General features: G+C 53.4%; 20 protein-coding genes and 2 pseudogenes. 16 read left to right on the top strand and 6 right to left on the bottom strand.

The window, feature by feature from the left end:
• Positions 1 to 79: 79 nt before the first annotated feature.
• Together ABGT65_RS07415 and ABGT65_RS07420 are read right to left on the bottom strand one after the other, a co-directional pair.
• A complete protein-coding gene (locus ABGT65_RS07415; protein ID WP_346700986.1) occupies positions 80 to 2,710 on the bottom strand; it encodes a 4-alpha-glucanotransferase in 2,631 nt (876 codons plus the stop codon).
• Between the two features lie 178 nt (positions 2,711 to 2,888).
• Complete coding sequence (locus ABGT65_RS07420) at positions 2,889 to 3,923, bottom strand: alcohol dehydrogenase (RefSeq protein WP_346700988.1); 1,035 nt, start codon at positions 3,921 to 3,923, stop codon at positions 2,889 to 2,891.
• 258 nt (positions 3,924 to 4,181) lie between these two features.
• On the opposite strand from ABGT65_RS07420, the gene ABGT65_RS07425 reads away from it, so the two are divergent.
• Positions 4,182 to 4,307 carry a hypothetical protein gene (locus ABGT65_RS07425; RefSeq protein ID WP_346700990.1) on the top strand — a complete coding sequence of 42 codons (126 nt, stop codon included), beginning with the start codon at positions 4,182 to 4,184 and terminating at the stop codon, positions 4,305 to 4,307.
• Between the two features lie 206 nt (positions 4,308 to 4,513).
• On the opposite strand, the gene ABGT65_RS07430 is transcribed toward ABGT65_RS07425, so the two are convergent.
• The gene (locus tag ABGT65_RS07430; RefSeq protein WP_346700991.1) at positions 4,514 to 5,860 is read right to left on the bottom strand and encodes a membrane-binding protein; all 1,347 of its coding nucleotides are present in this window, start codon (positions 5,858 to 5,860) and stop codon (positions 4,514 to 4,516) included.
• Between the two features lie 117 nt (positions 5,861 to 5,977).
• Positions 5,978 to 6,073, bottom strand: a pseudogene (locus ABGT65_RS07435) (site-specific integrase); the annotation flags it as partial.
• On the opposite strand from ABGT65_RS07435, the pseudogene ABGT65_RS07440 reads away from it, so the two are divergent.
• The 15 genes and pseudogenes from ABGT65_RS07440 to ABGT65_RS07510 form a co-directional block, all read left to right on the top strand.
• Positions 6,066 to 6,357, top strand: a pseudogene (locus ABGT65_RS07440) (hypothetical protein); the annotation flags it as partial. The pseudogenes ABGT65_RS07435 and ABGT65_RS07440 sit on opposite strands and share 8 nt — an antisense overlap.
• A gap of 234 nt (positions 6,358 to 6,591) precedes the next feature.
• Positions 6,592 to 6,819, top strand: coding sequence for a hypothetical protein (locus ABGT65_RS07445; RefSeq protein ID WP_346700993.1), 228 nt, complete (start codon positions 6,592 to 6,594; stop codon positions 6,817 to 6,819).
• 446 nt (positions 6,820 to 7,265) lie between these two features.
• Entirely contained in the window at positions 7,266 to 7,499 is a 234-nt protein-coding gene (locus ABGT65_RS07450) for a hypothetical protein (RefSeq protein ID WP_346700994.1), read from the top strand.
• Positions 7,496 to 8,518, top strand: a complete 1,023-nt coding sequence (locus ABGT65_RS07455) for a relaxase (protein WP_346700995.1) — start codon at positions 7,496 to 7,498, stop codon at positions 8,516 to 8,518. Before ABGT65_RS07450 ends, ABGT65_RS07455 begins: the two co-directional genes overlap by 4 nt.
• A gap of 36 nt (positions 8,519 to 8,554) precedes the next feature.
• Positions 8,555 to 9,763 (top strand): site-specific integrase, encoded by a 1,209-nt coding sequence (locus ABGT65_RS07460; protein ID WP_346700997.1) that lies wholly within the window; start codon positions 8,555 to 8,557, stop codon positions 9,761 to 9,763.
• 542 nt (positions 9,764 to 10,305) lie between these two features.
• Positions 10,306 to 10,881, top strand: coding sequence for a DUF3575 domain-containing protein (locus ABGT65_RS07465; protein WP_346700999.1), 576 nt, complete (start codon positions 10,306 to 10,308; stop codon positions 10,879 to 10,881).
• A gap of 10 nt (positions 10,882 to 10,891) precedes the next feature.
• Positions 10,892 to 12,376 (top strand): DUF3868 domain-containing protein, encoded by a 1,485-nt coding sequence (locus ABGT65_RS07470; RefSeq protein WP_346701001.1) that lies wholly within the window; start codon positions 10,892 to 10,894, stop codon positions 12,374 to 12,376.
• A 48-nt stretch (positions 12,377 to 12,424) separates the two neighbouring features.
• Positions 12,425 to 13,579: a hypothetical protein gene (locus tag ABGT65_RS07475; RefSeq protein ID WP_346701002.1), complete on the top strand. Its 1,155-nt coding sequence runs from the start codon at positions 12,425 to 12,427 to the stop codon at positions 13,577 to 13,579.
• 62 nt (positions 13,580 to 13,641) lie between these two features.
• On the top strand, positions 13,642 to 14,535 hold the full coding sequence (locus ABGT65_RS07480; RefSeq protein WP_346701004.1) for a FimB/Mfa2 family fimbrial subunit: 894 nt from the start codon (positions 13,642 to 13,644) through the stop codon (positions 14,533 to 14,535).
• 11 nt (positions 14,536 to 14,546) lie between these two features.
• Positions 14,547 to 16,193: a fimbrial protein gene (locus ABGT65_RS07485; protein WP_346701005.1), complete on the top strand. Its 1,647-nt coding sequence runs from the start codon at positions 14,547 to 14,549 to the stop codon at positions 16,191 to 16,193.
• 6 nt (positions 16,194 to 16,199) lie between these two features.
• Positions 16,200 to 18,584 (top strand): hypothetical protein, encoded by a 2,385-nt coding sequence (locus ABGT65_RS07490; protein WP_346701006.1) that lies wholly within the window; start codon positions 16,200 to 16,202, stop codon positions 18,582 to 18,584.
• A gap of 29 nt (positions 18,585 to 18,613) precedes the next feature.
• Positions 18,614 to 21,832 (top strand): hypothetical protein, encoded by a 3,219-nt coding sequence (locus ABGT65_RS07495; protein WP_346701008.1) that lies wholly within the window; start codon positions 18,614 to 18,616, stop codon positions 21,830 to 21,832.
• Positions 21,833 to 21,916: 84 nt separating this feature from the next.
• Entirely contained in the window at positions 21,917 to 22,849 is a 933-nt protein-coding gene (locus ABGT65_RS07500) for a DUF5106 domain-containing protein (protein ID WP_346701010.1), read from the top strand.
• Entirely contained in the window at positions 22,833 to 23,288 is a 456-nt protein-coding gene (locus ABGT65_RS07505; RefSeq protein ID WP_346701012.1) for a hypothetical protein, read from the top strand. Before ABGT65_RS07500 ends, ABGT65_RS07505 begins: the two co-directional genes overlap by 17 nt.
• Positions 23,289 to 23,648: 360 nt before the next feature.
• Complete coding sequence (locus tag ABGT65_RS07510; RefSeq protein ID WP_032528339.1) at positions 23,649 to 24,752, top strand: IS4-like element ISBf13 family transposase; 1,104 nt, start codon at positions 23,649 to 23,651, stop codon at positions 24,750 to 24,752.
• 132 nt (positions 24,753 to 24,884) lie between these two features.
• Here ABGT65_RS07510 and ABGT65_RS07515 read toward each other — a convergent pair whose 3' ends face one another.
• Both ABGT65_RS07515 and ABGT65_RS07520 read right to left on the bottom strand, forming a co-directional pair.
• The gene (locus tag ABGT65_RS07515) at positions 24,885 to 25,643 is read right to left on the bottom strand and encodes a relaxase/mobilization nuclease domain-containing protein (protein WP_346701014.1); all 759 of its coding nucleotides are present in this window, start codon (positions 25,641 to 25,643) and stop codon (positions 24,885 to 24,887) included.
• Positions 25,640 to 26,059, bottom strand: coding sequence for an Arm DNA-binding domain-containing protein (locus tag ABGT65_RS07520; protein WP_346701015.1), 420 nt, complete (start codon positions 26,057 to 26,059; stop codon positions 25,640 to 25,642). Before ABGT65_RS07520 ends, ABGT65_RS07515 begins: the two co-directional genes overlap by 4 nt.
• Positions 26,060 to 26,145 lie beyond the last annotated feature (86 nt).

A 26,145-nucleotide genomic window follows, 5' to 3' on the forward strand; every position in this document is an offset into this window, starting at 1 on the left:
ATACAGCAAAAAATCCGGACGATTTCCGTCCGGATTTTTTCATGTGTAACGGCAGCCGGGTGCGGTCCCTTTTACCGTTCTACCGACGGCCGTTGAGGGCGATCATGTCGCAGAGCGTGGTGTTGAAATCCTCGGCCGCAAGCAGCCGTTCGAGGGTCAGGTGCATCCGGTAGCGCCACCGGTAACGGGGAATGGCCGGGATGTTGATCCGCTCCTTGTGCGGGTCCGCGGCGCGCAGCGTCTCGTCCATCGAGAGCCAGTCCTGCAGCGGCAGGATCGTGAACATCGCCGGGGAGGCAAGGTGCATCTCGATGATCCGGCGGCAGATCCACGGCTCGCAACTGCGGGGTGCGTCGCCTTCGCCGTGCAGCACCTCGCGGTAGAAGCGCGTCGTGACGTCGCGGTCCTCCTCCCACCAGGCGCGAAGCGGGTTCATGTCGTGGGTCGAGGTGGTGCAGACGCTCAGGTAGGGATAGCGGGCCGGATCGGCGAAAGCCTCGCCGAAGGTCTTGGGCATCCGCTGAATCTCCAGCGAGAGGATCTGCAACATCCGCATCGTCTCCGGGACACACGCGGGGATCATCCCCAGGTCCTCGCCGCAGGGAAGCATCTCGGAGGCCGTTTGCAGCACCGGCAGCTTGCGCAGCGCCGATTCCTTCCAGAACCGGTCATGACGCCGGTAGAAGAAGTCGTCGTGCAACCGGTCGAAGGCCTCCTGCTGCCAGGGGGCCAGCATCCGGTAGGAGCGGGTGGCATGACCGGCGATACGGGGGTGGAAATACCCTTTGCGGCGCGGGTCCTCGACGAAGAGCACGTCGTCCAGCAGGGCCGTCAGCCCTTCGCGCAGGCGCCTTGCCGGTTCGTCCTCGCCCGGGAACTGTGCGGCGACCCGGCGCTGTGTGGCGAATTCCGGACGGAGCCGTCCCTCCTTCAGGCAGCGTTCGCGAACCTCTCCGGCCCGGTCGCCGAAGAATTCGCCGAGCGTTGCGTCATCGAGTGGAGGCGTTGTCCCGAACCCCCGCTCGACGTCGAACCCGATCTGGCGCAACTCCTCGGCCGGGTAGGGCAGGGCGGGGTTGAAGTGCCCCAGCAGTCCGTGGACCGCCTCGGCGGGAATCTCCCAAATGCGGAAGAATCCGAGGATGTGGTCGATACGGTAGGCGTCGAAATATTCGCCCATTTTGCGCAGCCGCTCCCGCCACCAGGCGTAGTGGTCCCGGGCCATGCGCTCCCAGTTGTAGGTCGGGAACCCCCAGTTCTGGCCCATGGCCGAGAAGGCGTCGGGCGGCGCTCCGGCCTGCGAATCGAGGTGGAACAGCCGTGGCGACTGCCAGACGTCGGCACTCGTGCGGCTGACACCGATGGGCAGGTCGCCCTTCAGGATGATGCCCCGGCTGTGGGCGTAGCGGCTGACCTCGGAGAGCTGCAGGTGGAGGTAGAACTGTACGTAGCAGTGGTAGGCCACCTCGTCGTGCCTGCGCAGGTAGTACTCCTCGACTCGTTTGCGGTCGTAGCGGGCCATGTCGCTCCAGCGCGCGAAATCCGCCGTGCCGTATTCGTCGCGCAGCGTGCAGTAGGCCGCATAGGGCAGCAGCCACGAGCGGTTGGCCGCCACGAACGCCTGGTAATCGGGCCGTGAGGCCGTGTAGGCGGCATTTTGTGCGAAGGCGGCCCGCAGCAGCCGCTGCTTGGTCCGGTTGACACGTTCGTAATCCACTTCGGGCAGGGCATTCAGCTCGTCGCGCAGGCGGCGGTACTCGTCGTCCTCCACGACCCCGGCCTCGGTCAGCCGCAGGAACTGCGGGTGCAGGGCGAAACTCGAATTGGCGTTGTACGGGTAGGAGTCCTCCCAGGTCCCGGTCATCGAGGTATCGTTGATCGGCAGCACCTGGATGACCCGCTGGCGGGTTGCCGCCGCCCAGTCGATGAGGAGTTTCAGGTCGGGGAATTCGCCGACGCCGAAGCTCTGCTCCGAACGGAGCGAGAAGAGCGGGATGGCGGTTCCGGCACTTCTCCAGGGCCGCTGCGGAAAGCGGGGCGTGAGCGAAGCGTCGAGCAGGATCTCACCCTCGGCCGCCGGACCTCTCCAGATGCGGTTCGGCCCCTCCTCCCACTGGACGGGGGCAAGGGTCGTGCGGTTGGCAATCAGCAGTTTGTACTCGCAACCGACGGGCAGGTCGCAGGCGCAGCCCCAAACCGGGAAGTCGATGTCGTCGAGCGGGACGATCCGTTGCCAGTTGTCCAACCCCGCGGAGGCGATGGCCAGTGTTTCGTCCGGGTGGATCGCCGGTTCCACGATGCGTAGCCACACATCGGCGTCCGAAGGGCTTGTGCCGATGCCTGCCGGGGTTTGCGGATCGGTCGGATTGTCCTCTCCGGCAGCGCGGCTGAAGATCCCGTGTGTGAAGGCCGTGGTGTAGAATGCGGCGTCGGGGCGGATCTCCTGCCAGCAGTCGCGGATGTGGAGCCATCGGCGGGGCGGCAGTGCCGGAAGGCGCAGCCGATGGGTGTGCCATTCGGTGCGGATCGTCACGCCGTCGCGTTCGACCGTATAGCGGTAGTCGATAGGCGTTTGCAGTTTCCGGCATTCGACCTCGCCCTGCCAGATGCCCTCCCCGGCGTATTGCAGGGCGATTTTCCGTTTCCCGAGCAGCAGCCCGAGCTGTTCGCCCCATTGGGTGCGGTATTCGATTTCGAAAATAAGTCGCATAGATGGTCGGAATCCTTGGTTTGGGTGTGATTCGGTTCTTACAAAAGTAAAAAAATTCCGACGTATTTCGAACCTTTCAGTTGCCTTTTTGATGCGGATTGTTCCGCACGCAAACCCGTTCCCGCCCTCTCCGGGCTTTTGGCCGAGGAGACGGGAAACGGGCATTTTATCCGGATCGTTAGGGATGAATGGCTATCTTGATCACCCCCTCCTCCTTCGCCTCGAAGAGGTGGTAGGCCTCCTCGATCTCGGAGAGCGCATAGCGGTGCGTGATCAGCGGTGTCGTGTCGATCCGCCCCTCGCCGATCAGTTGCAGGATCTCCGCGCAGTCGCAGCCGTCCACACCGCCGGTCTTGAATGTCAGGTTCTTGCCGTACATCTCGGGCAGGGGCAGTATCTGCGGCCGGTCGTACAACGCCACGACGGTGACGATCGCATTCGGCCGGGCACATTCCCAGGCCAGTCGGAAACTGTCCCCGGCACCGGCCGCCTCAATCACGACATCGGCTCCGCCCCGTTCGCATCGCTCCCGCACGAATGACAGGCACTCCTGCGGCGTGACCACCTCCACCGAAGGATGGTGCTTGTGGACGAACCGGGCCCGCTCGGACTGGGGTTCGCAGACGATGACCCGTCCGGGACGGTGCAGCAGGACGCACTGCAGGGTACAGAGTCCCGTCGGCCCGGCTCCGAGAATCAGGACCGTGTCGCCGGGTTTGATCTCCGAGATGCGGGCAGCCCAGAATCCCGTGGCCAGAATGTCTCCCACGAAGAGCGCCTGCTCGTCGCTGACCGAATCGGGAATGCGGTTCAGCCCCTGGTCGGCATAGGGTACGCGCACGTACTCCGCCTGTCCGCCGTCGATGCGGCATCCGAGGGCCCATCCGCCGTGGGGGTCGGTGCAGTTGTTCACGTAGCCGTGGCGGCAGAAGAAGCACTCGCCGCAGAAGGTCTCCACGTTGACCGTTACGCGGTCGCCCGGACGTATCTCCCGTACTTCGGCACCCGTCTGCTCGACGATGCCGACCATTTCGTGTCCGACGGTGATGCCCGGCACGGCGCGTGGAACACTGCCGTGTTTGATGTGCAGGTCGCTCGTGCAGATGCTTCCGAGCGTGATGCGGACGATGGCGTCCCGGGGACCCTGCAATTGGGGTTTCGGTTTGTCGAGCAGTTCGAATCGCCCCGGTGCTACGTAGGTATAGGCTTTCATGGATGAATCGGTTGGGACGCTTCGGACGGCGAAGCGTCTGGTTGTCCATTGTTGCGAAAATACGAGAAATCCCGAAATTCTCCAAATGCGGAAAATTTTGCGGAAGCAAGCGTTTTTTTTGTATATTTGGTCCTATAGGTCGAAGGTGGTAGATAGCCGCTTGACTGGATTCGGCCATAGGTTAAGTTTATGAAAAAGTTTTGCATCTCAAAATATCGGTCAGAGTCTGCGACTTCGGATCGGCCAAAACAGCATGACATGGAACAAGATTACCGGTTGGCAGTCTTGCCGGCAGCTATTCGGGCTGGAGAAGCAAGTGGCGAGGCAATCAGATTCGATCCCCAACGGCATTTATTGCGGCTGAAAGAGCAACGATTGAAGTAGTTATGTCGGTAGTTTATTAGAGATCTCCAGAAATCTGGAATTCTGTAAATCTCTATATCTCGGATTGAATATTTTTCCAATTCTGGAATGGTCTGGGAGGCTGTTTCGACAGGTAGGTGGAGGAGGATAAATTTAGCCGCTTGTCTTTTTCTAATGAGATGAGTGAGTTTTGTGTTTCCGGCTGGATGCTTCTATTTTTTTATTATTTACTGATTGAGCAGGTAGGTGTTTTTGCGGTCGAATCCCCATTCAAAAAGATATTCGGCTCCTCCGATGTTAATCACAAATACGACCCGATTCCCTTTTACCCACTCGGCGTGGACAAAGCCAGAAATACTCTCTCCTGGATAAATTGTACTTCGTTTTAGATATCCCATTTTTTTGATATCCTGCTCATCTTGCAATGCTTGGCTGAAGTTGGCGATACGTTGTTGTGACGCCAGATTGGTTTGATAAGCGACCGTAGGATTATAGGTCGTTGTGGTATAAGAGGAATAACCTCCATTGGAACTATATCCATATGTGGTTGATGTAGCGTATCCGGCTCCGGCTGTGGCCATTCCTTCGCTCACGCCCATTAAGACTGCGGCCCAAGTCTGTGAACGGTTTACTTTTTTTAGATATGCATCACAAGGCCAGATCGGTAAATCGTTTGTATTATTGTCTTCGTCTGCAGAATAGGCTATAATATCTGTTTCCGGTGTAAACTCAATCGGAGTGGTCGAATTATTCGATAGAATCAGGTCTATTCGGTGCCATTTCCCGTAATCTCGAATGACAGAACTTGTTAAAGCAATGGTAAGACCATTTTTATAATAAACTTCCCATGGCGTCCCATCCCGGTAGTCGATGAACCGTTCCGCAATAGATGGAGTTTCCCAAACGGGCATGTCGTCGGCCATGCGGAATTTGAGCGTATTGCCTTGCGGGTCTGTCAGCAGATAATAATCGTGGAGCGGTATTCCGTCGTTGTATTCCACAATCTGGCATGAACCATCTTCATTATAGGTCTTGTGCGGCCCTGACAACTTCCCGGCCAGGTAGCAGGCTTCGATTTTCAACTTTCCACTTTCGTCGTATTGCTGATAACTGCCGTTAAGCTGTCCATTCGTATAGTGCTTTTTCTCGAAAATCTTTCCACTTTTGTAATAACTGTTGTTTTCGCCGTCGAAGAGGGTCCGGCTGTCGTCCAGCGAATCGATATGGAGGAAATACCCTTCGCTTCGCAGTTTCCCGGAGAGATAGAAATCCTTGTACTCTTTGCGGGCTGTCGAGTCTGCCGGATAGAGTGCGATGCGCAGATATTCGGCAAAAACGGGACTTGCTGCGATTTTCCCGGATCGGTTGTAATAGATGGAGTCGATCCGGCACTGGCGCCCTTGTGCCGAAACGCCCCCGATGATCAATGAGGTTATTATGCCAAGTAAAATTCGCTTCATGTTTTTAGTATTTGGCGCTGGACTGGATTCTTTGCTTGTGAGGTTTTGAAACCCAACCTGGCTGTGAAACTGTTCTATCTCATAAAAATAAGAAATTAAATTGAGTTTCACCATTTATTTGCTTAAAATTTTACAATGCCTCCTCTCAAGATCGTATTGATTCGGGAGGGGGTAAAAAAAGATCCGATATTGGATCTGATTCCAATGTCGGATCTTTTATAAAGTGATTGATTATCGTAGGATACGATACATCTGCTCTATATATCGTTTTTTTTGTTCCAGATTTGGGTGGACGTAGAGATTGAGCGTTGTGCTGATATTCGAGTGCCTGTCGGGTAGCGACTTCGCCAACTTCATGAACCTCAAGCCGACTGCGCGGGATGTCTCGGTACGCCCGAAAGAGAACCTGAGTGTCTGCTACATGGTGCTTGCCGTGTCGCAGACCATCCGCCCGCGCGAACGCGGCAGGCTGTAGGCGAAGGAATTCCTGAAGCGTTGCGGCATATCGAAATCCTATTACGACAAGCACCGCAGTGACGTGTGCGTCCGAATACCGCCGGGACATAGACAAAGCCGTGGAAAACGCAAGGCGGCTTGACTTCGCCTTGTAACATCCCGCCGTTTCCCCATTCAGGACATCATCATCCGGCATCGATAATGCGCCATACTGTTGAAAACCAGCAGTGTGGGCATTTCTGTTATATGCACTTTCCCACAGGAGCCACATTGGGGCACTTTGGGTCAAACTTAACTTTGCATCCGAAACGGAAGAAAGAGAAGTCTAAAACGCAGTACCGTGATCTTCTTCCATACGGACAAGGAACAGAAATAAAATATGGAACGACATGGAGAATGAACGTAACCTCATGACAACGGCAGAAGCGGCGCGGTATCTCGGACTGAAACCGAGCTATCTCTACAAGATGATGATGCGTCGCGCTGATGAAAATCTCCTCCGATTTCAAGGCGGAGGAGGCACGGGGGCACCTGCAATCCCCGCCCGCTGCCAACGGGAACCGAAACTGATGCCAAACCGGAACGGAGTGTCGGGCGATGCCGTGACGGACAAGTAATTTCCCGCACGCGGCATTCCGGAGAAACTGTTGCAGGTTATCCCGCCACGGATGGCATTTGAACGGCATACAAACGGCCTTTGGATGGTATTTGTCCGGCAGCGGAGGTGCGCTGTGGGAAAACCGAAAATGTCATTCAGTTTCGAAATATGCCAAGGTCTAACCTCCCTTCGGTCGGTATTACCTTGGCGCTCTCGCGGCTCACTGGCAGTTCGCCGGTTGCGCCGCTCGCAAGCTCGCACTGCCAAACCTTTATAAAGCAACATTTATGACAGAAAACAACAAGCGATACACGCCTTTCCCTTCCGATGACAGGCGTACCGAATACATCGGCGCGAAGGTCACAGCGGAGCAGAAACGGCACATCCGCCGCATGGCCGACAAGTGCGACATGACCGTCAGCGGCTACCTGCTGGCAAGGGCTTACGGCAAGGCAGGAGGCGATCATGGAGACCCTTGTCGGTTGCCGCAGCGACCTCGTAAACTACACGTCCGCCCTCCGCGGCATGAGCCCGGAGAAGCGCAGGCAGATGTTCGGCAATTACCCGTTCATGCTCGGCTGGCTCAAGGAACTCGGGAAACTGGCCGAGCGTATCACGGACGTACTCGACAAGGCACGGCTTTCCAACCGCCTGCCCGCGGGGACAAGGAATGATGACGACGGGGAGGAGGAACCATGATAACGAAGGCGAAATCCATCTCCCACGGGATAAACGGCATCCGGTATATCATGGGGGAATCGAGGAACAGGAAACATCCCGAACGCATCTTCCATGTCAAGGACAACCTGCTGCCGCCCGGTCTGGATGCCGCGGGAGTATGGGCGTCCATGCAGCTGACACTGGCCGGGTCCAGACAGATCAAGAATTCCGTCATCCGCATCGAGGTCAGCCCCGCGCCGGAACACACGGAACACTTCGGCATCGCCGACTGGGAAAAGCTGTGGGACGACTTCGTCCAAGAGTTCGACAACATCGAACTGCTCGACAGGAACGGCAGGACCTATTCCCCGAAGACCAACCTCGCAGGCAGCAAAGGTAAGGTGTACCTGCATCTGGAATCCCAAAGCGGCATTCCCCACCTTCACGGCACGTTCTGCCGCATCGACGGGCAGGGACAGGACAACAACGACCATGACATCCACCTGCGGGCGCAGCGTGCAGCCGAGCGCGTGGCCCTGAAACGGGGCTGGACTATCGCGGACAAGGTCCGTGAGACGAACATCGAGCAGGTAAACCGGGACTGCATAGAAACTCTGGAATCCATGCCGAGCTGGTCATGGGACGGATACGTGGCCGGTCTCCGGAGCAGGGGCTATGAATTTTGGGAGCTTCGCGACAGCAGGCAGATATTGCGCGGTTATGTGCTGAAGAAAGGCAATGCCCGATACAAGGCATCCGAACTCGGAAAGGGGCGCAACCTCATGACGGGCAAGCTCGAAAGCACGTGGAAGAATCTGCACGCGGTTTCTCCGGCAGCCAGACAAATCCCGTCGGCAACTGTTATAACACCTCCCGCGCCTGCTCCCGCACAAGAGCGGGTTCCGCTCCGCGTACAAGGAGAGGCGGTCCGGCCATACACCGGCTACCGGGCAGGCACCACCTCGTATCCTGCACAGCGTATGGCTGTGGAAGCTGCTCGGCAGTTTCGTCGTGTTCCTCGCCGTCTGCATTGCGCTGACTGTCCTTGTCTGCCATAAACTGAAATGAAAACACCAATATATACATATTTTATTATGGCAACAGTGAAAATAAAATTCCGTGCATCCGCTTCCGAAACGAAAGAGGGCACATTATTTTACCAAGTGATTCACAACCGAGTGGCCAGGCAGATCCATATCGGTTACAAACTGTACCCGCAGGAATGGGATGCAGAAAACAAGGAAATCATTTTCCCTTCCGATACCGGAGAGGCACGTAGAAGCTATCTGGTTTCATTAAAGACCGCCGTGCAGGAAGATACCAAGCGGCTGAGAAGCATCGTTTCACATCTTGATCGTTCAGGCAACACCTATACGGCGGAAGAGGTGGTGGCAAAATACCGATCCCCGACAGACAACCTCTGTTTCCTGTCCTTTTCCCGTAATCTTGTCGGGCAGTTGAAACAGATAGGCAAACAGTGTACGGCCGACACATACACGACCGCCATCAATAGCTTCGCCCGCTTCCGCAACGAGCGGGACGTTCCATTGGACGATGTGGATTCCGACCTGATGACGGCATACGAGACATACCTCAAGGCAAACGGTATCTGCCCGAACAGCATTTCCTTCTACATGCGTAACCTGCGGGCAATATATAACCGGGCGGTGGACAAGGAGCTTACCGTGCAGCGTTACCCGTTCAAACACGTCTATACCGGGATTGACAAGACCGTGAAACGTGCCGTACCCCTGAATGTCATCCGCCAGATACGAGATCTGGACCTGAGCCTGTACCCGCTGATGGATTACGCAAGGGACATCTTTATGTTTTCCTTTTATACGCGCGGCATGTCGTTCATCGACATGGCTTTTCTGAAAAAGAAAGATTTGCAGAACGGCATATTATCCTACCGTCGGCATAAGACCAACCAACAGTTGTTCATCAAATGGGAGAAACCCATGCAGGAGTTGATAAACAAGTACGACACCTCCGGAACACCTTACCTGCTGCCTGTTATCAAGAGTTGCGATAAGGATGAAAGGCGGCAGTACAAGAGCGAGGCACACAGGGTGAACAGGAACCTGAAGAAAATAGGCCGGCAACTGGGGCTGGTCATCCCGCTGACAACATACGTCGCCCGCCATGGGTGGGCAAGCATCGCCAAGAGCAAGAACATCCCCGTCTCCGTCATCAGCGAAGCGATGGGGCACGATTCGGAAAAGACCACGCTGATTTATCTGGCGTCACTCGACACATCCGCAATAGACAAAGCAAACAGCCTAATTCTGAAATCCCTGTAAACAAGCAGGTGCATTAACACCGTAACCTATCTGCAAAGGTGTGTTTTGCGGCGAGACTTTTTATCTCTGCAACCTCATAGGTATGATTCCCGCCCAACAATAAGATTGGAAAATTCTCTTTTGAAGAGAAGTAGTAATTAACTACAAAGAAGTAGTAATTAACTGCAAAGATATATAAATCGCTGAGAATGACAATAAAATAGCAGAAAAATTTCCTGTTGCATGCAAAAAGTTTTGCGATAAGCATAATTTGTTGAGTCAGTTAGTTTAATTTTACACTATACCGCGCTGATATATAATCACTTGCATGAATACACTTCTCTTCAAAAGAGAGAAGTAGTAATCAAAAAAGAGGTCTTTCCTGAAAATGGAGTATTGTGATGGGGGGGGGACAAGCCCTCGCATATGGATAGCAAACAATCGGTCAAGCTGGTTCAAACAAGATAAATAAGAAGGAAATAAACAGCCGCCGTGCGTAGAGATTCAAGTCTGCTTGATGGCTATGTCGCGGCAAAGAGTTTATAGAAAACAAAATTGTAAGCATGAAAAAATTGATTCTCGGTGTTTTCCTCGCCTTATGTTGGTGCTCGGGCTCCGTTAAGGCACAGGATGTAGCGGTAAAGACCAATCTATTGTATTGGGCGACCACCACGCCCAACTTGAGTGCGGAGTTCGGACTGGGCAAACACACAACACTCGAACTCACGGGGGGCTACAACCCGTGGACGCTGGATAAGGACAGCAACAAGAAGATAAAGCACTGGATGGTCATGCCGGAGTTCCGGTATTGGCTCTGTGAAAAATTTAATGGCCATTTCTTTGGATTACACAGCGGTTATGCCTTCTACAACATCAGCGGCGTGCGTGTTCCATTCCAAAGCAAGTCCACCAAGGACCACCGCTATCAGGGATGGGCGACAGGTGTTGGACTTTCCTATGGCTATTCGTGGCTGTTGGGCAAACGCTGGAACCTCGAAGCGACCATCGGGCTGGGCTACATCTACACTAACTACGACAAGTACGAGTGCGCCACCTGCGGAAAGTTCAAGGGCAGCAACGACAAGCACTATTTTGGACCCACCAAGGCTGGTATCTCCCTGATATACATAATTAAATAACGGAACCACTATGAGACGTATATATACCACACTGTTCTTGATACTGGCATGTAGCCCCATGGCGTTACATGCCGAGAACAAAACCGACTATCTCTCTTCGATTGAAATCCGTCAAGGCGGCGTTGTCAAGCAGGGGCGCACTGTCTGCCTGCAGATGACCGTAGATTTGAGTAAGACTAAAATTAAAACGCAACACACCGTGGCGCTGACCCCCATACTGGTGTCTGCAGACGACAGCCGCGAAGTGGCTTTCCCGCCCATCGTGATCGACGGCGGTATCCGTCACAAGGTATACCTGCGGGCGCAGCGACTCGAAAGCGTGGATCTTCCTCCGTACCATGACGATGCGACAGAGGTCATCATACGCCGCCGCAACGGCAAGGAACAAGATTACGACTACACGGCGTCGGTGCCCTATGAGCGCTGGATGCTCGACGGACGGGTCGAAATCCGCGAGGAGGTACACGGCTGCACGAACTGCGGTGAAGGCAAGTCCGACCGTCAGCTGTGGACCGGTGTTCTGCCCCCGTATGTCCCTGAATACAGGCTGGACAGCATAGTGCCCGCTCCCGAACCCGTGAAGGTGCGTGCCGAGAACCGCACCGCACGCCTGCAGTTCCGGCAGGACAGCTACAAGATACTGCCCGAATACAAGGACAACCGCACCGAGCTGGACACGATATCGAACTCCATCATGCTCGTCAAGAACAATGCCGACGTCAAGATCACAGGTATCTATATCACCGGTTACGCCTCTCCCGAGGGTAGCGAGGCACACAACCTCAAGCTCTCCGAAAACCGCGCCAAGGCTCTGACGGACTATATCCGCACCCACGACCAAATATCCGCCGACCTGCTTCACGTGGACTGGAAAGGTGAGGACTGGGAAGGTTTTGTCCGTGTGCTCGGCGACTACCCGGGACTGCTCAAGCGCGATTCGGTGTATGCGATTATCGAACGTTACCCCAACGAGCGCGATTTCTGCGAGTTGCAACTCCAGAAACTCGTTCCGCCGACCATCTACCAGCGTCTGCTCAACGAGATATATCCCGTGTTGCGCCGCAACGAGTACCGTATCGAGTACAACGTGCGCAACTTCGACCTCGAAGAGGCCAAGCGGCAGATCGAGACCCGTCCCGATCTGTTGAGCCTGTCGGAGATGTACAAGGTTGCGGGGGCATACGGCAAAGGTACACCCGAGTACGACAAGGTAATGGCTGTGGCTGTACGCTATTTCCCGACATCACCCGCCGCGCTCAACGAGAATGCCGTGAATGCCATAGATCGTGAGGAGTACGATGTGGCGATAGAGTTGCTCGAAAAGTCCGAAACGGCTGCGCAGACGGCGGAACTGCTCAACACCCTTGGTGTGGCATACGCCAAATCCGGAAAGTACGACAAGGCGGAGGTTGCTTTCCGGCGTGCAGCCGAGGCAGGCTCCGAGACCGCCCGCCATAACTTCGAAGAGGTGCGGCAGGTAATCGACCAGCTGTAATCCGCTTGAAAAAGATTAAACCCAATATTCACTTTTAACAAAACAAGTATGAGAACAAGAAACTTAATCTTGATGGCTCTTGCAGCCTCAATGACTCTTGTCGCGTGCGACAAGAACGAGAACGAAATGGGCGGACCTACGGACATGCAGCCCAAGAGAGTAACAGTCAAGTTACCTAACCTCGCACCTGCTCCGGGAACACGCGCTGTGGGTGACGCAATGCAGAATGGCTCACAAGTAGAATTGACTGATTTCAAGATATTTTTCTTGGATGCTGGCGGAGCACCAATAACTGTTCCCCAGTATAAAGGTCAGGATCAACAGGTGTATTTCGCCAGCACTGACGACACTTGGGCGGGGATAGCAGCATCGGGAAAAGACCTTACTTTTCACTTCCTGCCCTATCAGACAGCCAAGGTAGTTGTCGTGGGTAACCAGGGAAATATCGAATACGCAACCCTTGAAAACAAGACTGAAGATGTTCCGAATGACTCAGAAAACGGTCACCCCAAATATACCCTTTACGGGGAGGATGACCTGGTAGAAGGCGGTGCACCGGATAATGAAACCCACGAAAATGTTTATCAGGCAAGTGTAAACTTGGAACCGCGCGTATCCCGTTTCGAAATCTACGGGTTCGAGTACGAGTCGGCAGAAGACCCCGCTACCAACAAGTACACTTCTGTGAAGTTGAATAAAATAGCGTTGAATCACTACTACACGAAGTACGACTTTGTAACAAAGACTCCATCTGAAACGGGTAAGGTTTTCGGCAACCCCGATAAAAATACATTATGGTCTTGGGTTGAAAACGCAGTAGCTCCATGGGCTGATGTATTGTCTGCTGAGGAAACTGAATTGACCTTGACACCCGGGCAGCCGAAGGCTCCGGACGGTGGTGCTGTGGCTGCCGATAACGGAGAAGGTGCCGAGAACATTATTACATATGGACTGGCACATGTGGCTGATAACGCTAACAATCCCGAGTTGTTGCTGACATTGCACGGAACAACTGCCGATGGTGCGGAAGAACCGATTTATCTGCGCGGTACGTTTACAAATTCTCAGGCTTTCAATTCCGGTAAAATCTACCGGGTACTCTATTCGTTCTCTGATGACGATTTCACTCAGCCCGAGCGTTGCGTAGAGCTGAAAGTAACGGTAGCAAACTGGACAGTTGTTCCTGTTACTCCTGAATTTTAGACACTGATAACCCGATATGCAAGGGCGTATACTCGCCCTTGCATATTATCAATCGAATTTATATGAAATTGACGAAATTAGTTTTCTGCCTGATGCTTGCAGGGGCTTCCACGTCCTGCATCCGTGAGGATCTGGATGCCTGTCTGAATACGAACAAACTGCTGCTCAGCTACAAAGGCGATGGCACCACGGAGATATTCCCGGAGAAGATCTGCAGGGTAGAGATGTTCGTTTTCGATGCAGAGAATCGATGCGTCAATTCGAGTATCTTACCGAAGGAACAAGTTGCAAGCCGGACGGCGACGCTTCCCCCGCTCGCTGTTGGTGATTACCGGATTATCTGTTTGGGGAACACACACGACACGAGGGTCGAAGGCACCGAAACGGGTGACTACGGCCGGATGCTCTTCGCTGCCGGGGATTATTTCGACGAGAAACAGGTTGCCGGCAATGATTCGCTTTATTACGCCACCACCTCCTATACCGTGCAGCCGTACAGCGTTCACAAAGGGGAGGATCAGACCAAAATCATAGAGTTCGCCAGCTCTCACTACGACCTGTTGGTGGAAGTGGCAGGAATTCCCGCTGAGGAAAGCCGTGCAGGCTCCATGCCTGTGTTGGAAATTTGCGGAGTCTCACCCTGCACCGATTTCGAAAATCGTGCATGCGGAGAGGCAACCGACTATTTGCTTGAAACCGAATATGAGGCCGGACTGCTCACGGCCCGTACTAACATAATGCGGCATAAGGACCACGAGAATGTTAATGTTTGCCTGCGCTCGACGCCCGGCGGCGAATCGCTGGCCACGGTCAATCTCGCAGAGTTCCTTGCCGACAATCCCGTCATAGATTGTTCCAAACACGAAGTACTCATACCGATACGCATCGAATTCAAGTCGGGTGAGATTACGATAAGTGTGCCCGAATGGTACATCGAAGTTGTAAGACCAGATTAAAACCGAATGATATGCGGAACATAAGAAAGATATTTTATATGATGGCTGCAGTGGTAAGCTGCTGTCTGTTGCCGCAGGGGTGTGTCAAGGAAGATGTCGCCCCGCTCGGGGAACAGCACAATGTGGCCGTGCAACTCAACGTGGGGACACGCGCCGTCAGCGAAGCCGACGGTACGCCGACCGATGACGAGTCGGTAATCCATACGCTCCGCGTCTATGCCTTCGTCGAAGGAAAACCGGCGGGGCACTACTATACGAACAACGTGACGGAAACCCCGCACACATTCTTCATGGACCTCACTTTCTACTCCTCCGGCGTGCAGACGGTAGACTTCTACGCCGTGGCAAACGAGGGGGCAATGGTAGGTGCCAACGCCACTTTGTCGGAAAGCACTTCCGAATCAGAGTTGAAAAACCTGTGGTTCACCAATTATCAGACCAATATACACCAGTATGGCCTGCCGATGTTCTGCGACAACCAGTCGTACGAGCTTGACTTTACGCATGTGAAACAGGGAAGCCCGACCGCTCCCGGACACGAGGGACACGCGTGGCTCGATTACGACAACCTTTCTTTCGAACTGAAACGTCCCTTCGGCAAGCTCGGCGTATTCGCTGCCAAGGCCGAGGGCGAAACCACCCCGCTCCGCATAACGGGTCTGACCATGCTGGAATCGGGTATGCGTATGCGTAACTACCTGATGACACCGACTGATGAGCAGTTGAAAAGTATAGGCGCTACGGGCGATGTAGAACTCTCTGTTGTTGAAGGGGAGGTAACGGCAGCACTGGCCGACAACATCACTCCTGAGGAGAGACGTAACCCCGAGAACTACACGCCTGTGTTGAACGCCCCGTTCTATCCTTTCGAGAATCCGTATGCCAACGGCGGAACGTGGAACATTCCGGGCAGTGATGGAAAAGAGCATGTCCTCAAGATAGACTATGCCTTTGGCGACGAACCGCGTACCGGCTATGTCCATATGCCTGCGGTAGAGCGAAATACCTACTATACCATCTGCTGTCTGATGCGCAACGACGGCAAGATTACCATTGAATATACCGTAGCCGACTGGGACGATGGCGGCGAATACGAGATCGAGTTCAACTACCCGCAATATACCAATCCTATACAGCCGGAAGACGGGAGTACGCTGACAGGCAGCGAAAAATATCCCCAGCCGGAAGTATGGTACTCCGCGACCGACGAGGGCAGCTACACCTTCAAGTTCCAGATTACGGGCCCGACCGGCCAGAAATGGACTCCGACACTTGTGGACGGAACACAGGCGGATTTTAGAGTGCGGGTGTACCAGCTCTCAACCGATGGCAACTCCACCAAAACGTATCTGTATAGCAATCATCCGGATGACCCGCTTGTAAAACCAGAGACAGAAACCGATAAGATGGTAGACAGGCTCGTGGCATCCTCCGAACCCTACTACATTACGTTAAGCGCTTTGAATGCAGACAATGTGGATGACGAAGTAGGTCTGGCTATCTCCTACGACCGCAGCTGGAGTACCGACGGCAGTCAATTGCTGCTTATCAACGGCTTGACCAACAATCTGAAATGGGTGGGAAGCGAAATCGCCGAGGTCATCGTAATAAAACAGACTGAAGCGCCCATAGGTGAAAATGAATCTACCAATGACTGATGAGCTATGAGACCACTATTATACCATATTATTGCGTGTTGTGCGGTGTTATTTTTTACCGCCTGCGATAAGGAGTACGATATTCCCGGCGGCAACGCCACAGGAGACGGCAACAGCATCATCCTCGATCTTTCGTCAGGGTCGCTGCCCATAAGCCGTGCAGTGAACACGGAAGCCACCGGTGCGGAAGTCAGGGTAAGTCATATCGACGTGCTTATCTTCGATGAAAACGGCAGCAAGAAGCACCACGAACGGATCGGCGGCAGCGATACTGGCAACGGAACGATTGTTTTGTCGGCCAAGAGGAGTGATTTCGAGGTAAACGCGGGATACGAGGTATACCTCATTGCCAACAGCACTGCGGACGTATCAGTGTTTGCTGCCGATGATTTCGACATGACTAAATTACGGCAATTGGAACAGACAGACCGTGATATACACATGACGGGCTGTCCGGAGGCGGAAAATGTCCCGCAGGCCTTTCTTATGGACGGCATGGCGCACCTTGATGGCAGCACAGCCACAGAGGTTATCCTGAATGACGGCAACATGTCGAACGACACGAAGCTGAAAGCGACACTGCGCCGTGCCGCCGCGAAGCTCGTGATAAAGATTAACAAAGGTCAGTTCGTGGAGTTCGACAATAGCATCTCCGGTGCCGGTTACTACCTGCGCAACTCGCCTTACTCCACCTCCGTTCTGACGGGAGTGAACGCCGAAGCGGCTTTACGCACAACGGTCATGACTTCCAATGACTATTTCAAATGGACGCAGGATACGGAGGACGGACCCTATACACTGATTACCGTTACGGCTTACGCATACGCCCATTCTTGGGATAACGCAAGCTCGCTGGAAAAGGAGACGCGCCTGATTGTGAACATTCCGATGTCCACCATCCTGCACAACGAGCAGGGCGACTATGTTGATGAGAGCGGCGCTGTTGTGGACGACCCCGTAAAAGTACCTCACGAAAACAACTATTACCAGATTCCGGTGTGCGAGGGTACGGCATTGGAACGTAACACCTGCTACGAGGTCTCGCTGGCGCTCAACGTTCCGGGCGGTACCGACCCCTCAGAGCCGGTCGAACTGGGGCCGATAGACTACTCGGTGCGGGAGTGGGATGAACAGACCATCGACATCGGCGGCGAGACCGACCGTCCGGAATACCTCACGCTCAACGAGGAGGAGTTCGAGATGCACAACATAGATAAGGACTATACGACCCTGCAGTTCTCTTCATCGTCGGAGGTAAAAGCCGAAATTACCAAAGTTTACTATATCAATAAGTTCGGACAGGAACAAACATTGGAGAAAAGATACCCCGATAATCCAGATAGCGACGTATGGGGTGTGAAAACGACTACTTCTTCTGGGTGGTGGCCTTGGGAAGAGGAAACAACCACATGGAGTAATCTGTGCAAAATCCGTATCACCCCCGACAAAGGCATTAGTGGTAGTATTGATGTGTTCAGTGACGTACCAGAGAACAATGCGGTGCGCTATATCGAGTTTACCGTAACCAACGAAACCGGACAGTCCCGCTCGGTTACGGTCGCACAGTACCCCTTGACATATATAACCAATGTTGAAGGCCATTATTCATATCGGGATGACTTTAAGAGCGAGGCATCCGATGGCACATCCGGAGTTACAACTTGGCTGTTGCTCGCCGGAAAGAGTATCAATAAGGGCACAGAATATGCTTCAGCACAAGTACCATACGATGATCGCGATGCGTGGAGATGCGCATGTTCATGGGAGAACAACAGTTGGTCATATACTAAGAATGGTTCTAATGATCAGTTCTTCGGGTCAAAAGTTGCACAGGATTTCAATACAACTTCCGGTTTGTCCAGTATTAGATATGCCAATTGGACTGAACGTCGTGAAGGGCGTTGGATATATAGTTATACTTATAACACCACTACAGCTTTTATCGGTCTTAACAACCACCGTATGTACCATGTACAGATAACCGCCTCATCGGGCGAATATACCTTGGGTAGACCGAGGCTTGATGAGAACGGATATACCGACGATGGTCCCGACAATGCCGAACTGGTATCGCCGTCATTCATGCTCGCGTCGCAACTGGGTGCGGTGCTAGCTATAGACGCAAGAGAAGGTGCGGCACAGCATTGCAAACACTATGTGGAGGTAACGAGAGACGGAACAGTATACGATGACTGGCGACTGCCTACGGAGGCCGAAATAAACATCATATATAAGTTCCAGAATGATTCGGAGGTAATGGATGAAGTGCTTTCCGGCAACAGGTATTGGAGTGCATCCGGTCTTGTGCCTAAGCCCGGAGTTTGGAATCCGAGAGATCAAGCCATCCGCTGCATCCGCGACGCCTACGATGACAAAACGACCGACAATTAGTGCCGAAGAACAGATAAAAGGATAAGGCTATGATAAAAAGAATATCTCATACGGCAATAGCCTTGGCTGCCTTGGCGGTGCTGCTGGTCTCTTGTCGAAAAGACGACCTGCTGGATCCGCTGTCAGCAGCACGCGAAGGCTATGTGACACTCCGGTTCAATGCCGATGTCCCTGCCATGCAGGAGGTTTTGACCCGTTCGGTGGACCCCGACGGAGGCGGTGTGCAGGACATGACGCTGTTCTGCTTCGACGGCTACGGTCTCTTCATCACGACCGCCTCGGCAACGGTTTCGACAACGACCGCTACCACGGGATCATTTACCGCCGAAGTGCCCGAAAACACCCGGGCCATCCATTTTGTGGCAAACCAGAATATGACGGACTTCAAGGAGGACCAGTTCCGCAACCGCTCCGAGAGCGAAGTGATGGCGCTGCTCGAAGGCTCGTCCGGACGGATGATCTACTGGGGACGCTTCGTTTGCGACAGTGAGAACGATGCATCCATTGCCGATCAGATAAAAGATGCCGGAAACCCGATAACCATGCTCCGCAACCATGCGCAGGTTTCGGTGGTAAACCCGACCTATGCAGCCGGTGAGGTAACCGAAACGACCAACCCGTGGATTGTCGTTTCGGGATTCGTAGCGTACAACACCAACGCTTTCGGTACGGTGGCTCCCTACCACCCCGAAAAAGGCTTCAATTTCACGTGGGAAGAGTGGCAGACGGACGACTTCGTCACGCTTCCCCTGAAAGATGCCAAGATGAGCGACATCACGGATGTGACCACAGCCACGAACCAGTATATCTTCGAGAGCGAGAACCGCTCGGACGACCCCGTCAGCATCATCATACGGGGAAAAGCTGCAGGAGAGAACGCGGAGAAGTATTACCGCATCATGCTGGTGGACGAGAATGGCGAGCAAATACTCGTACGCCGTAACCACCACTACAAGCTGAACATCGCCGGCCCGCTTTCATACGGACAAGAGACCTTCGAAGAGGCACTGACGGCAGCGGCCACAAACAACGTCTGGATATCCATCTCCGACGACGTGAACGAAGTGGAGAACCAGAATTACATCCTCTCGGTCGCCGAGACCTACGTAGTGATAGACGCGGACGAAATAGGAACTGAGAAATTCCAGCTCAAATACACCCTTACGGGCAAGAAAGGGACGCAGATAACGGATGCCGACAGGCCCGAAATCACATGGATCGAGAACTCGGTAGCAAGACAAACCATCGATAATGCTTTTACCATCGAAGCTGGCGTCGGCAACGGTACCATTCTGCTTTCGCTGCTTCCTCTGGGCGATAACGAGAAACTGGAGGGTACCCTGCTCGTGAAACACGGGCAGCTGCAGCGCAAGATCAGGGTCATCACGGTAAAGAAACAGTCGTTCACCCCTTCATGGGTCGGCACGGCGCTGTATAACGATTTGAACAACACAGATCCCACCCAAGGGCGCCCACATGTGACGGTGATGTTCACCGTACCCGAAAGCTGTCCGGAGGAATTGTTCCCGATGAAGGTGTACATCTCCGTAAACGAGCTGGACATACGTGCCGAGTCGGGCATGGCGTTATCCGTGGTGCGCGAGGGCGACAAGGAATGGTACAGCAGCGGCGACATCCCGACAGAACCGGACTACAAGTACGTCTATACGGTTGAAAAACCGGGTGTGCAGCGCGTCTATTTCGAGAATATTCTTGAGCAGGATGCCGGGTACACCGGAACGCTCTATATCGAAGCGGAGCACTTCGAGACCATGACACGTACTTTCGCATTTACGGATCATACCCGTACCATAACGGTGGAGGGTCTGATGGAATACAGTGCAAATACGAGCGACAATTCCGGGGAGTTCGCGGACGATGAGTATGTGCTCTACCGCTTGGTGCCCCAGAAACGCGGTGCCCGTGTGACGTTCGACCTGCAACTGCGGGAAAAACCGATAGACAATCCGGATGCCCATCGGGAAGGTGAGCCTGTCAATGCGGGGCAATATGTGGAGTTCCTGCTCTATTCGCAGAACCTGAACTCCCTCAGCGAGACCCAAAGTCAAATCATGGACTATGACTGCGAGTTCGATCGTTACGCCACGGCCTCCGACGCATGGTGGCATACAAACAATCCGGAGGGTGGACGCATGATGATGTTCCGGCCCAAGGAGGAATATCTTAACTCGAATGGAGAATTTGTAAGTCCGAACGGAACCGGCAAATACTCCGTCTATATGTACACCAACAAGGCCAAGAGCGACGAGGTGGTGCGTATCGCCTCCAACCTGCACAGTTACCCGGCGATAATCCCGGCTAACGGGGATGCGCAGGGCTACTACAACGGCAACGAGTACCGAAGCGTTACTTTCGAACTGGCTAACTACAATCCGTTCCGTTTCGGCGCACGTGTGAACTATGCCAATACAGGGTGGCAAGGAGATGCCGACGAGCCGGACCGTTCGGGTACCGACGACATCCCCGAAAAGGTTACAGAGCTGAATTGGACCTACCAGCCCGACCAGCAGGTAGACATTGCGTTCGACCTGACGAGCTTCAGAGGTTCGGACGGCCAATCCGTCCATCCTTTCAAGGACGAAGAATTCGAGATCTACGGCTCTACGTTCGAAATCTACATCGACGCGCCGATGCTGCGTATCGACGAGGGACGCCTGTCGCAATACAACCTGGACGGTGACAAGCTAAAAGCCCATCCTACCATTCCGGGACGTTTCATCTACACGGCGAGCAGAGACAGAGAGAAAGAACGGAAGTACGGCACAGACGAGGCTCTGAATCAAGATGACACAGAAGGAGTGGACCAGTCGGGCGAGCGCAAGGTTCTGCCGTTTGTCACGAACACGGCGGTGAGTGCAGGCGATATTGTCATCTCTTCCGATCAGGAGCAGGTGGTGTTCTACTCCAAGACATTCCGCGTAACCAACAGTTCGATTACAGGAACGCTCAAATACAAGGATGACAACGGTGCCGAACAGGTTGTGCCTGCCGGAGCATTCGTTGCTTTCGAGCGGGTCAGCAACAACAGCCGTATTGGTGCCGTAACCGTAACTGCCGATGGTCAATACGAATTGCGTCTGCGCAAGGAGTATGCGTTCAACTGGTATACCGATCAGGTACAGTTCCACTACGAACTGAACGGCAAGGTTTACCACGGTCATGCCGACGGAGGAACTTTGGCAGACTTGTTCAACAATACGAACATCACGCTTACGCCGGAAAACTAATACATCGAAATAATCACAAGCGAAAAACTCCGGACACATCCACGTTCGGAGTTTTTCATCAGATATGCTACGGATAACAGATAAATGAAGATATTGAATATTACCATTCTCGCATGTCTCTTCTGTATCGGGATCGAATCCTGCTCGTATGCCCAGAAACGAGAAGAGACAAAAACGTTCCGCCTGCCTGACGTGCCTGACACGCTCACGGCGCCGGAGGACCGTGCGGCATACCTCTCCCTGCACTATTGGGACCATTTCGACTTCGCAGACACGTCGTTGATCTCCCGACCCGAAATCACCGAGCAGGCATTTGTCGATTTTGTCAGTGTATTGCCCTACACGCCGAAGGCGCAGCAGGCCGTCGATACCCTCTTCAGCCGCACGTTGGCAAAGAAGGAGATGCTTTACCACTTTATCGCGCTGGCAGACAAGTATCTCTACGAACCCAATTCGCCCATGCACGATGAGGAGCTGCATATCCTCGTGCTGCGTGCATTAGTGAATAACCCGCGACTGGACGAGGCCGACAAGCTCCGTCCCCGCTACCTGCTGGAAATGGCATTGAAAAATCGCCCGGGCGACGTAGCGGCGGACTTTATCGTTACCTGTCGGAACGGCAAACGCGTGTGCCTTTCCGAGATAAAGGCGGAACACACCCTGCTGTACTTTAACGACCCCGATTGCGAGGACTGTCGCCGCGTGAAGGAGCGGCTCGCTTCGTCCCCGACCGTGAACAGACTGCTGGAGTCCGGTCGTCTGAAGCTGCTCTCCATCTGCGTGGAGGGAAAGACCGCCGCATGGGAGCGGGCGGTATTCCCCGCCCGCTGGATAGACGGCTACGATGCCGGGCAGCGGCTCACCCGCGAACAGGTGTACGACCTCAAGGCAATGCCCACCCTCTACCTGCTCGATGTAGACAAACGTGTAATACTCAAAGATGCTTCGGCGGAGCGGATCGAGGCATGGCTGTCCGAAAGTTCCATCCACCCAAAGAATGATGAACGCCCCAAATAACGCACATAACGAAACCGGCTCTCCTCGAGTTACCAAGCCGAAAACGGAGGAGAAGTACCGCGAGCGACTGGGATTGGGCGACAACCTGCCACGAGATACACGCCAGCACTGTAAGAAACAGTACTCCAAGGCTGTGGAACTTCTGCGTTCGGACCGATATATCACGACACAGGAGGTCGCTGACTCCTGCGGTGTCTCCTATGCCGGTTTGGAACAGCACCTGCTGTTTTACCACAAGGATTTGGTAAAGCGACGCATCAAGATACGCGAGAAGGCGGTCGGACAGAAACGCAAGGGCGAGATAACAGGTCGGGGTACACTCCATGCCCCCCCCCTCGCCGGAAACAAAGGAGAAGTATGCCGAGGCAGTACGCCTATATGCCACCACACCAATGTCCGCCTTGCGGATAGCCAAGATGACGGGAATATCAAGAAATAGATTCTACGATTATCTGCACAACAACAATATTTTATTACCCCATCCCAATAAATTGCATCATCGTTTCGAGCGAGACGGTGATGATGCGCAGCAGCAGGTTGTAGATGTATTTCGGGTCGTCGTGCTCGCGGCACCAGTCGTTCGTGTCATTCTCAATCCAATATTGTGCTCGGAAAAGGCGTCTTGGCGGAATTTATTCAGAATTTGGGCGAATGTGCTCATCGTGCAAGATTATATATACTCTTTTAGTAGATGACAAAATATAAATTATGTTGTTATATGCCTAATTATTAGTTGTTTATATTTGCAAAAGTCCCTAAGAATCAGTATCTTTAAAGAAAAGTTTGCCCGCTTTTTCGTATGAAGACAACTGACTTTAAGGACTTGGGCAAAGTTAACCAAATCCTTCCGATGATGCAAGAACATTTTGGGAAATCGATGAATCTGGCCCGCATAAAGTTTATGGCTTTCATGCTCCATGCCCTGTGTGTAGTACAGACCGTAAGCCTCCATAAACTCGCGGCGGCAATGCCAACCTCTGTTGAAAGGGACTCCAACCTTCGCCGCATTCAAAGATTCATAGCCAAGTACGCCCTCAACTTTGACCTTGTGGCGCAGATGATATACTCTCTGCTTCCCGTCAAGACAGGGCTGGTGCTGAGCATGGACCGTACAAACTGGAAGTTCGGTGATTTCAACATCAACATCCTCATGCTCGGCGTGGCATACAAGGGGATTGCATTCCCATTGATGTTCAGCCTTCTGCCTAAGAAAGGGAACTCCAATTGGAAGGAACGCAAGGCAATCGTTGAACGATTTGTCCGGCTGTTCGGCTCCGAATGCATCGACTCTCTTGTTGCCGACCGGGAGTTTGTCGGCAAGGATTGGATCGGTTGGCTCAACCGCAATCATATACGATATTATATCCGGATCCGGCAGAATTTCTGGCTTGTCAAGCCTTCCACAGGGGAAAGAATCCGTGCATGGTGGCTCTTCAATTCCCTGAAAGTGGGGCAGGAAAGATTTTATTACAAGCTTTTCCTGCACAAAGGTGAGTACGTTTATCTTGCCGGAAGCCGAATCAAGAACTCCGACGGTGTGCCTGAACTTCAGATCCTCATCTGCTTCAAACGCCCGGAAAAGGGTGTCGACACTTATAAAAGGCGATGGGAGATCGAGACCGCATTCCGGGCTATGAAATCCTCCGGATTCAATATCGAAGACACGCATTTGCGCGACACAGAGCGGATTGCAAGACTTCTGGCAATGGTTTGTATTGCTCTTGTATGGGCGTATCTCGTTGGGGAACATAAAGATGAAAACGTAAAGCCTATAAAGACATTGAAACATGGACGTAAAGCCAAATCTTTAGTAAAGTACGGCTTGGAGGAAATCTCCAACGTGCTTTTTCGACCAATTTATGTCCCGAAATTTGATGTATTCAAATTTTTGTCATGTACTTAGATATACTCTAACAAAAGTAATCATTTCACCTCAATAAAAACAGAATCGAGGGGATTTATTCGCCCCTCGATTGTTGGTAATACTCTGATTGGATTGTATATTGGAGAAATCGTATTTAAGTAGTATTCTTTTTTAACGTCGTCGCCCGCGGCGTCTGCGCTGTTGTTCCTGCTGGGTTTGTTCCACTTCGTCGGGATCAAACCTCGGACGCAGCAAATCGTCCAGCAGGTAGCTGAACGAGGGTGTCAGGGTCGGAGCCGATTGGCGTTCGGGAGCAAGCGCCTGTCGGCTGTTCCGATCCAGTGCGGTGGCGATTTTCGAATAGCTGAACTGCCGGTCGATCTTCGAACCGTTGAACGGGTAGCCGTTTTTGGCAAACACGACCCCCTGCACGTCGGAGGTGCCTCCGCGCAGCCGGAACTCCTTGACCTGTTCCTTGCCCGATGCAAAGTAGAGCCCGTAGCGGGCGGTCAGTTGCTTGCAGAGCCGCTCCGAACGGTAACGGTCGTTGCGGTCGGAGATTGTCCGTCCGTTGTTGCCCACGCGGTTGAAGAGAATATGCAGGTGGGGATGTTCCCGGTCGCGGTGGCGGACGATGATAAGTTGTGTATCCTTGATCCCCGTCCGGTCCAGATACTCCACCGCAATGGAGAGCAGCAGTCGGTTGTCCAACCGGGCGGCATCCCGAGGCGAAAAGGAGAGTACGACGTGTCCCACGGGTTTCGAGACTCTGGGGTTCTGCGCAGCCTGCCGTTCGAATCCGCGGATGATGGAGGGCGTGTCCTTGAACAGAACACCCATCCCGGCCAGGCAATCGGCGCCCTTCCCGGGACCGAAAATGTATTGGACGGCTCCGCCGAAGGAGCCGCCTTTCGAAAGTTTGGCAATCATGGCAGTTTGTCGATTCGGGTGAGCAGCGCATCAATTCGGTCGACCAACGCCTGCCGCCGTTGGACGTAGTCGCCCAGCCCCGCGATCAGCATCAAGGTGTGTTTGAGCGGGTTGAAGTAACGCTGTTTGATTTGCAGGGCATTGGCCTCGAAACCTTCGGCAAGCAGTTTGCTGCGGATGTCGATGATCTGTACACGGAATTCGTCCAGCATTTCGTTGATCTTCAACGACAGACGGGTGGTCCCCATCATTCGTTCTTTTCGCTGGTTCCACAACTCGGGTCGTCCCTCGCTGTTGAAATAGATCTCCTGACGGAAACTGCCCGTTGTAATTCGGGCATAAATGGTTGCGAATCCGTCTTTTTTCGTTCTTCCCTTTCGCATCAGGAAGAGAATCCTGAAACTCTCTTGTCTCATGGTTTTGTAAAATTTAGAGGTTAACAAAACGCTGACAAGAAAAATCTATTGCGATGCAAAATGCAGCAGTTCAATGCATTATAAAC

This window comes from uncultured Alistipes sp., from assembly GCF_963931675.1.
In the GTDB taxonomy this organism is placed as follows: domain Bacteria; phylum Bacteroidota; class Bacteroidia; order Bacteroidales; family Rikenellaceae; genus Alistipes.

Coding starts and splice junctions, on each gene's coding strand:
- ABGT65_RS07515 (WP_346701014.1), bottom strand. CDS start 25,643: ATGATTGCCAAACTTTCGAAAGGCGGCTCCTTCGGCGGAGCCGTCCAA.
- ABGT65_RS07520 (WP_346701015.1), bottom strand. CDS start 26,059: ATGAGACAAGAGAGTTTCAGGATTCTCTTCCTGATGCGAAAGGGAAGA.
- ABGT65_RS07445 (WP_346700993.1), top strand. CDS start 6,592: ATGGAGAATGAACGTAACCTCATGACAACGGCAGAAGCGGCGCGGTAT.
- ABGT65_RS07510 (WP_032528339.1), top strand. CDS start 23,649: ATGAAGACAACTGACTTTAAGGACTTGGGCAAAGTTAACCAAATCCTT.
- ABGT65_RS07485 (WP_346701005.1), top strand. CDS start 14,547: ATGCGGAACATAAGAAAGATATTTTATATGATGGCTGCAGTGGTAAGC.
- ABGT65_RS07495 (WP_346701008.1), top strand. CDS start 18,614: ATGATAAAAAGAATATCTCATACGGCAATAGCCTTGGCTGCCTTGGCG.
- ABGT65_RS07455 (WP_346700995.1), top strand. CDS start 7,496: ATGATAACGAAGGCGAAATCCATCTCCCACGGGATAAACGGCATCCGG.
- ABGT65_RS07490 (WP_346701006.1), top strand. CDS start 16,200: ATGAGACCACTATTATACCATATTATTGCGTGTTGTGCGGTGTTATTT.
- ABGT65_RS07465 (WP_346700999.1), top strand. CDS start 10,306: ATGAAAAAATTGATTCTCGGTGTTTTCCTCGCCTTATGTTGGTGCTCG.
- ABGT65_RS07460 (WP_346700997.1), top strand. CDS start 8,555: ATGGCAACAGTGAAAATAAAATTCCGTGCATCCGCTTCCGAAACGAAA.
- ABGT65_RS07500 (WP_346701010.1), top strand. CDS start 21,917: ATGAAGATATTGAATATTACCATTCTCGCATGTCTCTTCTGTATCGGG.
- ABGT65_RS07505 (WP_346701012.1), top strand. CDS start 22,833: ATGAACGCCCCAAATAACGCACATAACGAAACCGGCTCTCCTCGAGTT.
- ABGT65_RS07425 (WP_346700990.1), top strand. CDS start 4,182: ATGGAACAAGATTACCGGTTGGCAGTCTTGCCGGCAGCTATTCGGGCT.
- ABGT65_RS07480 (WP_346701004.1), top strand. CDS start 13,642: ATGAAATTGACGAAATTAGTTTTCTGCCTGATGCTTGCAGGGGCTTCC.
- ABGT65_RS07420 (WP_346700988.1), bottom strand. CDS start 3,923: ATGAAAGCCTATACCTACGTAGCACCGGGGCGATTCGAACTGCTCGAC.
- ABGT65_RS07470 (WP_346701001.1), top strand. CDS start 10,892: ATGAGACGTATATATACCACACTGTTCTTGATACTGGCATGTAGCCCC.
- ABGT65_RS07415 (WP_346700986.1), bottom strand. CDS start 2,710: ATGCGACTTATTTTCGAAATCGAATACCGCACCCAATGGGGCGAACAG.
- ABGT65_RS07430 (WP_346700991.1), bottom strand. CDS start 5,860: ATGGTGAAACTCAATTTAATTTCTTATTTTTATGAGATAGAACAGTTT.
- ABGT65_RS07475 (WP_346701002.1), top strand. CDS start 12,425: ATGAGAACAAGAAACTTAATCTTGATGGCTCTTGCAGCCTCAATGACT.
- ABGT65_RS07450 (WP_346700994.1), top strand. CDS start 7,266: ATGGAGACCCTTGTCGGTTGCCGCAGCGACCTCGTAAACTACACGTCC.